The 1,928-nt window shown below is 69.7% G+C and carries 1 protein-coding gene; it reads left to right on the forward strand.

Annotation, left to right across the window (positions count from 1 at the left end; genetic code table 11):
• Positions 1-1,928 (forward strand): hypothetical protein (locus DS079_RS16945; RefSeq protein WP_206516196.1); only part of this gene is annotated, 1,928 nt, incomplete at both ends.

Consider the following 1,928-nt stretch of genomic DNA (forward strand, 5'->3'; position numbering starts at 1 on the left):
TACAACCGCAAGCCGAACCTCGCCACTGCGCCGACGGTCGCGGGCGCGGCGACCTCGGGGAAGGACTCGTTCGTGCCGGGGAAGCGGCCGGTCCTGTCCTCGACCGCGACCGATCCAGACGGGAACCGGGTCAAGACGAATCTTCAGGTCCACACCTCGGCGACCGCGACGGCGACCACGTTGGTCGCGAAGTGCACCACGCCGCTGGGGGCCTCGGGCTCGACCCTGTCGTGCACCCCGGATGCGGACCTGCCGGACAACAAGACCCTGTACGTGCGGGCGTCCGTGGCGGATGAGCTGGGCCTGTCCAACGGGGGCTGGTCGACGTCGACGGTGATCAAGACGGCGCAGGCCACTCCGGCCAAGCCCACGATCACCTGCGGCAGCACGTACACCAACGGCGGCTGGGTCCAGACGCCGCCGAGCGCGGACGTGACGTGCACGGTGACGGCCCCGGCGACGACGGGCAACAACCAGGCGATCCAGCTCGATGCCCGAATCGACGGGAACGTGAAGGCGGAGATTCACACGGTCACGGCGGGGAAGTCCGTGACGGTGAAGCTGCCGAAGACCGAGGGTGGGCATCAGATCCGGGCGCGGGTGTATACGGCGTCGCGTCTGGGCAGTGACGCGGCGGTGTTCGCGACCGGTTGGGGTGGGCCCTCTCTGCTGTCTCCGGGCCCGCTGGCGGCCTCGAACGGGAAGTTCCAGGTCCAGGCCATGGCCCCGCCGCGCACCGCGAGTGAGACCACCGCGGTGACCGCGCAGATGCAGTGGCGCCTGGCCGGCACGAACGATGCCTGGACCAACGCGGGGACGGCCACGAACGTCACCGCACCGCTGAATCAGCAGGTGAAGTTCACCTCGACGTTCGATGCGGCTGCGGCCTTGGCCGCGGCGGGCAACACCTCCCGTGCCCCGGTGCGGATGCAGTTCCAGGTCTGCTTCTCCTACACCGGAGTCTCAGCTCCTTCGTGCACGGGGCAGACGCAGGAGTCGGTGCTGGTGCGGATCCCGCACGCCTTCGGCGGCGGATACCCCACCACCGACGTGGAGGCGGGGCAGGTCGCCCTGTACACGGGCGAGTTCCAGACCACGGCCACGGACGTGACCGTGCCCGGGTACGGCTCGAACCTCACCCTGGAACGCTCCCACCTCTCCTACACCGGAACGGGGGATGTGAAGGCCTGGCCGACCGATCCCGTGACCGGCGTGTTCGGTCCCGGGTTCACCGCGAACCTCGAGGGCGATGACGCGGTGGGGCTCGCCGGGATGGACGTGATCGACCAGCGGATGAGCGACGGGACGATCGCGCTGCTGGACGAGGAGGGTGAGGCCCTCGTCTTCGTCAACGCCACCGGCAAGACCGGCACCGTCGTCGGCGCCCTCGCACCCGGCACGGAGGACACCGAACTGTCCGGCGTCAGCGCGACCCTCACCGGGACCGCGGCGGCACCGTCGCTGGTGGTGACCGAGAGTGATGGCACGAAGACGACGTTCGTGCCGGTCACGGGCGGGGCCTCGAAGAACCTCGACTGGCGGCCCGCCTCGATCGCGGAGCCCGGCCAGGCCGGGTCCACCACCTTCGGGCACAACCCCACCACCGGGGTCGTCACCCGGATCGTGGCCCCGCTGCCCGATGGGCTCTCCGGCACCGCGTGCCCCACCAGCGGCACCCTGCAGCCCGGCTGTCGGGCGATCGATCTGAGCTACACGACGGTCACCGACCCGAATGGGAAGCAGGTCCAGCGCCTGACGCAGGTGTCCGCGGTGATGTACAACGCGGGCACGAAGACGGTCGAGTCCCAGCCCGTCACCCGCTACACCTATGACTCGCTCTCGCGCCTGTCCACGGTGACCGATGTCCGCTCGAACCTGTCGACCACCTACACGTGGGAGGGCAGCACCACCCGGATCAAGACGATCAC

Source organism: Brachybacterium paraconglomeratum, assembly GCF_003994255.1.
In the GTDB taxonomy this organism is placed as follows: Bacteria; Actinomycetota; Actinomycetes; order Actinomycetales; family Dermabacteraceae; genus Brachybacterium; species Brachybacterium conglomeratum.